This is a genomic window from Lactiplantibacillus sp. YT640, from assembly GCF_049745435.1.
GTDB classification, from domain to species: Bacteria; Bacillota; Bacilli; order Lactobacillales; family Lactobacillaceae; genus Lactiplantibacillus; species Lactiplantibacillus plantarum.
Genome location: NZ_JBMNVY010000067.1, coordinates 1 through 5,299, shown reverse-complemented (window position 1 = coordinate 5,299; position 5,299 = coordinate 1). Strand labels below are relative to the sequence as shown.

At 37.9% G+C, this 5,299-nt stretch carries 6 protein-coding genes and 1 pseudogene; 1 reads left to right on the top strand and 6 read right to left on the bottom strand.

The window, feature by feature from the left end:
- Positions 1–132: 132 nt before the first annotated feature.
- Positions 133–981 carry a hypothetical protein gene (locus tag ACOV1R_RS15775; protein ID WP_217203438.1) on the top strand — a complete coding sequence of 283 codons (849 nt, stop codon included), beginning with the start codon at positions 133–135 and terminating at the stop codon, positions 979–981.
- Positions 982–1,042: 61 nt separating this feature from the next.
- On the opposite strand, the gene ACOV1R_RS15770 is transcribed toward ACOV1R_RS15775, so the two are convergent.
- The 6 genes and pseudogenes from ACOV1R_RS15770 to ACOV1R_RS15745 all read right to left on the bottom strand — a co-directional run.
- Positions 1,043–1,285, bottom strand: coding sequence for a hypothetical protein (locus tag ACOV1R_RS15770; RefSeq protein WP_016526730.1), 243 nt, complete (start codon positions 1,283–1,285; stop codon positions 1,043–1,045).
- 6 nt (positions 1,286–1,291) lie between these two features.
- On the bottom strand, positions 1,292–1,462 hold the full coding sequence (locus ACOV1R_RS15765; protein WP_003554873.1) for a hypothetical protein: 171 nt from the start codon (positions 1,460–1,462) through the stop codon (positions 1,292–1,294).
- A 71-nt stretch (positions 1,463–1,533) separates the two neighbouring features.
- Entirely contained in the window at positions 1,534–1,842 is a 309-nt protein-coding gene (locus ACOV1R_RS15760) for a hypothetical protein (protein ID WP_003554871.1), read from the bottom strand.
- Positions 1,835–2,665 carry a ParA family protein gene (locus ACOV1R_RS15755; protein ID WP_021355947.1) on the bottom strand — a complete coding sequence of 277 codons (831 nt, stop codon included), beginning with the start codon at positions 2,663–2,665 and terminating at the stop codon, positions 1,835–1,837. The genes ACOV1R_RS15760 and ACOV1R_RS15755 overlap by 8 nt, the downstream gene beginning before the upstream one ends.
- Before the next feature lie 1,236 nt (positions 2,666–3,901).
- Entirely contained in the window at positions 3,902–4,210 is a 309-nt protein-coding gene (locus ACOV1R_RS15750; protein ID WP_424744309.1) for a hypothetical protein, read from the bottom strand.
- A pseudogene (locus ACOV1R_RS15745) lies at positions 4,187–4,630 on the bottom strand (transposase); the annotation flags it as partial. The gene ACOV1R_RS15750 and the pseudogene ACOV1R_RS15745, both read right to left, overlap by 24 nt.
- Positions 4,631–5,299 lie beyond the last annotated feature (669 nt).

The following is a 5,299-nucleotide window of genomic DNA, read 5'->3' as shown; positions in this document are numbered from 1 at the left end:
AAATATCATAAGGGAAGGCATTCCCTATTTCTATACAATTCAGAAATCTTTTATGCATTTACACAAGATATTTTACGCTCTCCATAATAACTTTGACAACGATAATGAATAGCCAGATTGGAGTTATACAAGATGAAAAAGTCATTAATATTAAGTGCAACTATGCTAACCTTGTTACTTGGCGGATGTACTACTAATAGTAGTAGCAACCAAAAGGAATCTAGCTCTAGCCCTAAAAGCAGCACACGCACTGTTAAGACCAGTTACTTTCAGAATTTATCAAATAGTGCCAAAAGAAATGTTAAATTTACTTTTAAGCTAAATCAAGATGACACCGAGGACAATACGGCAGACCCTGTCTATGTTGTGTCTGCTACCATTAAGAATAGCACGAATAAGAACATCAAATTTGACCAATCTAAATTCATTTGCGTCCTGCCATCAAATAAAATTATATCTGATAAAACAGGCACTCTAACAATCAAGGCCGGTGAGACAAAGAGCATCAACCAGCTATTTCAAAAGATGCCCGAACAAGGTACTTTAGGTGAGGGCTACATTGAGTACCTGAACTCTGACAATAAGTTGGCCTATACTAAATTTACACATAACATTGCCAGTTCAAATAATTTGACTGAACAAAAATTAATTACTCAAAATAAGGACACAACGGCAAACTCTACTAATGATGACACAGATTCCTCTGAAAGTAGTTCATCAGTCGAAAACTCTAGTTCATCAGAGTCTTCTTCTACTCAGTCTACAACTAGTTCTACAGCCTTAACTGAATCCCAGGCTAGGCAAGTCTTAAAGAATTGGGCGGATTCTGATAATGTTGATAGTTTTGGAGGGTATTCGTTAGACGAGCTTGAGGCCATCAAAGGAGAGAACGGTAACTGGAGCTTTGTCAACGATGACGGACTTTCTTGGGGAGTTAGTTCTACAGGTAAAATTCATGCACCGGGAGACCCAATGCAATAATTATAGAAACCATAAAAAAGCTACCTCAGTAATTTGAGATAGCTTTTAATTTATAGCAAAACTAAAAGATTATACTTATTGCCCACATTGCCAGCCATGCAATCAGCATAATAGCGCCGAACATGCCCCAATTTAAGAACAAACTGAATACAAACAGCCAGAATGCCAACTTGCGTAATCCTTTGAGGTCATCGTATGAGAAGGCTGACTGACCACTAGCTTTACGAGCATTCGACCTATCAGCGTGTTGTTCGTGATGATACCATCTTGATAGTCCTAATAATTGTAATAAACTTCCGAACATTTTTCATTATCTTTTCTCTTTATCGGCCTCATTAGGGACCATTGCACTGGCAACATTATCTAGCCAGTCCTCATTAGAAGGCTCCTTGTTAGTATCGTAAATTCCTTGGATGAAGTCTTCAAACTTTTTATCGGCCAACCTTTGTTGTTCTTCTTTCTTTTTATCTTCTTCATTCATGCGTTAGCCTCCTATTTATCTCTCTACTATTAATAGTATAACGATTCCATCTAAATTGTGATTATTGCTAGTTATTTTGAGCGTCTGCTAGTATATATCTTCTTCACCGTTCGATATTCAGCACGTTCCTCATTTGTTAAACCTTCTAGTGTGCTATTAATTGTGTGTTCAAGCATCTCATCCACACTTTTAAAATTAAGCACTGCGGATAATGCATTTACCATATCGGCTGTCTCAACTGAGCATCTAATTGTAGTAGTTTTAGGCTTAGACTTTTTAGTGTTTGCTTTCACTTTCATGTCCCGCGAAAATATATTGCTAGGTTTCGGAACTTGAGTAACATCTGAGTTAAGGCTTTTCTTGAGCAGGTCTTTACTCATCTTTACCAACCCTTTCAACAAATTCATTTGTAATTTTCTTATATAGCGCATCTACTCGCATATCATGCATATCATGTTTTTGTGTTTTTAAATCTGGATCAACAATGCCAATAATGTCATAACGTTTTAGCCGTTCCATATTTTTAACAACATTTTTAAAAATATTATCCTTGTCAAACTCAGCCTCGGCTTGTTCTAGTATCGACTGATCAACCTGGCTGTTGTTCTTTAGCAGAACCGGTAGTATTCCTGCAATGTTGAAATCTGCGTCATAATTAGAGACAAGCTCTTGCAGGTAAGATATAAAGGCCTCAGCACCTACATACGACCGTTCTTGAGTTTGAAGCACAATTATAACGCTGTCTGAGGCCATTAACGCTGAGTCAGTGTATACACTAACAGTCGGTGGCGTATCAATGATAATGTAATCGTAGTCATCTTTAATTTTATCTAGCAAATTTGAAAAGTGTTTAGCTCGCTTATATTGGTCATCTGTGTTCGGGTACTTCTTTTCTAAGAAAATTGGATATGATGTAAAGTCTGCAAAACTGGGCAACAAATAAAGATTGTCACGAATCTTAGTAACAATAGTACTTATATCATCATTGCTGATTGCATTCATTAAAGTATTATCAAATTTAACAACCTCATTATTTTGAACTTGTTTAGTCTTTAGATATAATGCGGTTGCATTAGCCTGCGGGTCTAAATCTGCTAGTAGTACCTTGTATCCTTGTTTAGCTAGTCTGTATGAAATCATGCAGCTGTTAGTTGTTTTTCCAGTTCCACCTTTGAAATTTCCAAACGTAATAACTTTTACCATTCTGCTAGCCCCCTTAATCTCACTATTATAATTCATATAGCACAGATTATCAAACGTCTACATGTAGATAAATATACAAATATACAAAAATATATGTAGACTAAAATACAAGAGTACATGTAGATATGTAGATATGTAGATAGTTTAGCTACCATAAAAGCTTGTTTAAACAGCAATAAATACATTCTATTTCCTATTATCTATTTGTATGCGAGTATACATAAATACATGTAGATAAATAGATATGTAGATTTGTAGACTAAATTAAAAAAGTGTTGACACTCGCCTAATAAGGAGCTACAATATCCTTGTATTAAAAAAGGCCTAGCAATTAAGCCAGACCTAAAATAACTGAATATACAAAAGAAGCCCCGCGACCTTCTACTTCGCGGGAACCACAAATAACCATATATTAATTGTACGGTCTAGACTCTAAAATTGCAAGTCTTGACATTCAATTGCTTCTCGCGGACCATTCTAGGGGACAAGCTAGAGTATAAATATTAAGGGGACACGTTTACCGGTGCGACTTCAATAACAACCGGTTATATCACATAAGGCCTTAGACAATCAGGCTGGTGATGAATGGTGAGGGCGACCATTAACGGCCCGGGTGGTAAAACGATGCTTAGGCATGGTGACCACTAGTAGCTGGTAACCGAACAAAACTAAATACGTGCTATCAGCGTCCATTAGGGCGTTTTTTAATGGGTTTAACCGAGAATGTAGGCTGATACTAGTGGTTGGTAGCAATACCGCAACTGATTGTCCAAGCGATGCCCGAACGACCGAGCGTTACAACAGGTGAGTTGCACTCTAGCTAGATAGTCATTTTAATTTTGATCGTCTGACTAGGGTACAACTCTGCACTCAATCACTTCACTCCCTCGCATTACAGCAGGGGTAAACCAATAAGTCAACTAAATTGAATAAATAAATAATAATCACAAGCCAGCTGACTAGGACAGTTTAAGCTAATTTCACAAACTCAGCTAAACTGGCTAAATCAAACAGTGAGTTGTCTATAAACACTGCTACAATAGGCCTAACTAGACTTCACAAAGTTTAGCTTTGAATACTGTGCATTATGTTAACTAGTAGAAATTGAGTGGTTGCGTCTATTTCTGACAATGCTATACTATGCTTGTGCTGTATGACATGACATTGCACACTACTTTCAGTAACTTAAACTGCACAATAAAAAGGCCTACCCTTAATTGGATAGACCTTTTTACTTTATTCAGCTTTGTCATCTACTTTAATCTCAGCACTAGTTGAGGTCACATTAGAAACGTTCGCACTAGTTGGTGCTTTATCAGATAGGCTAGCGGAGTCCACCTCGTTTGTAACATGTTCTAAGGTGCCTGTCGTGTCCTGTGAGACGTTTACAGTTTGTACGTCTGTAATTACACCTAGCATACCTAAAATGGTCAGAACCGTGTTAATGGTAGATTGCAAATTTAATCCGAATTTTTTGGACAAATTTGTCAGTATAACCTGATACGGTGTTTGCCAGTCGAGTATTTTAAGCGGTCGCTGTTCAATTGACCGTCCTAATGATTGATTATATTTAGAACGTTGGTCAAGGTTACGCCGTTGGCGTACGCCATGTTCAGGTAGATCATTCAAGGAGAAACCAATTCTCCCCTGATTTAGCCAATTATAAATAGATTTAGTAGCTAGTTTAAATTCGTGAGCAATCATTCCTGGTGACCAACTTAGCCGTAAATGGTTGAGAATTTTTTTCTTTAACTCATCGCTCAGCTTAGTTTTCCGACCACATCGTGATCGCTTGTATTCGGCGTCTGTTTGTGCTAATTCAGCCTGATAAGGTTGACACCGAGATAATTCATAAGAAATTGTTGACGGTGATCGGTTCAGCCGAACGCCCATTTGGATATTGGACAGCCCTAGTTCACAAAAGGTTTCGATTTTAATTCGTTCGGAATAGGTTATACTAGACAAAAGATCAGCTACTAAAAGATGGTGTTTACCACAAACCCATCTTTTAGTAGCTGATCTTTTGTGTCCGAACAGCGTTCGGATTAATTTTACAATCTACCTTTTGATAACTTTTTATCAAGATTTTTCTGAAGCATATAATTTGGATGTAAGCTGATTCCTGAGACAACTTTTAAGAGAGGGTATAATGAATAAATCGTCTCTCAAAAGGAAGGAATTTTTACATGCCAACTCATTACGACAAAGAATTCAAACAAAACATTATCAACCTATATAAGCAAGGCGAATCAGCTGCCCAACTGGCCAGAGAATATGGCATTGGATATTAAACAGTTCATAAGTGGATCCAGGGCCAGGCAAAAACTCAATCCGGTAAATCGCCAGACGAAATCAAAGCGATGGAAAAGCGACTGGCTTCGCTGTCTGAGGAGAACGAAATCCTAAAAAAAGCCCTGGGCTTCCTTGCGCAGAAGTAACCAATATCTTTGATTACATTCACCAAGAAAGCCATCACCACCAGGTAACTAAGATGTGCCGAATCCTCGGTGTTTCCAGAGCTCAGTATTATCGTTATCGATCCCCCAAATCTTCAAAACGCCGGGCCGAAGATGCGGACTTGAAACAACGGATTCTGCGGATCTTTGCGGAATTTAAGCAGCGATACGGTGTTAT

What these genes read in the sequence shown, in the direction of transcription:
- ACOV1R_RS15775 (WP_217203438.1), top strand. Translation starts at nt 133, where the DNA reads ATGAAAAAGTCATTAATATTAAGTGCAACTATGCTAACCTTGTTACTT.
- ACOV1R_RS15770 (WP_016526730.1), bottom strand. Translation starts at nt 1,285, where the DNA reads ATGTTCGGAAGTTTATTACAATTATTAGGACTATCAAGATGGTATCAT.
- ACOV1R_RS15765 (WP_003554873.1), bottom strand. Translation starts at nt 1,462, where the DNA reads ATGAATGAAGAAGATAAAAAGAAAGAAGAACAACAAAGGTTGGCCGAT.
- ACOV1R_RS15760 (WP_003554871.1), bottom strand. Translation starts at nt 1,842, where the DNA reads ATGAGTAAAGACCTGCTCAAGAAAAGCCTTAACTCAGATGTTACTCAA.
- ACOV1R_RS15755 (WP_021355947.1), bottom strand. Translation starts at nt 2,665, where the DNA reads ATGGTAAAAGTTATTACGTTTGGAAATTTCAAAGGTGGAACTGGAAAA.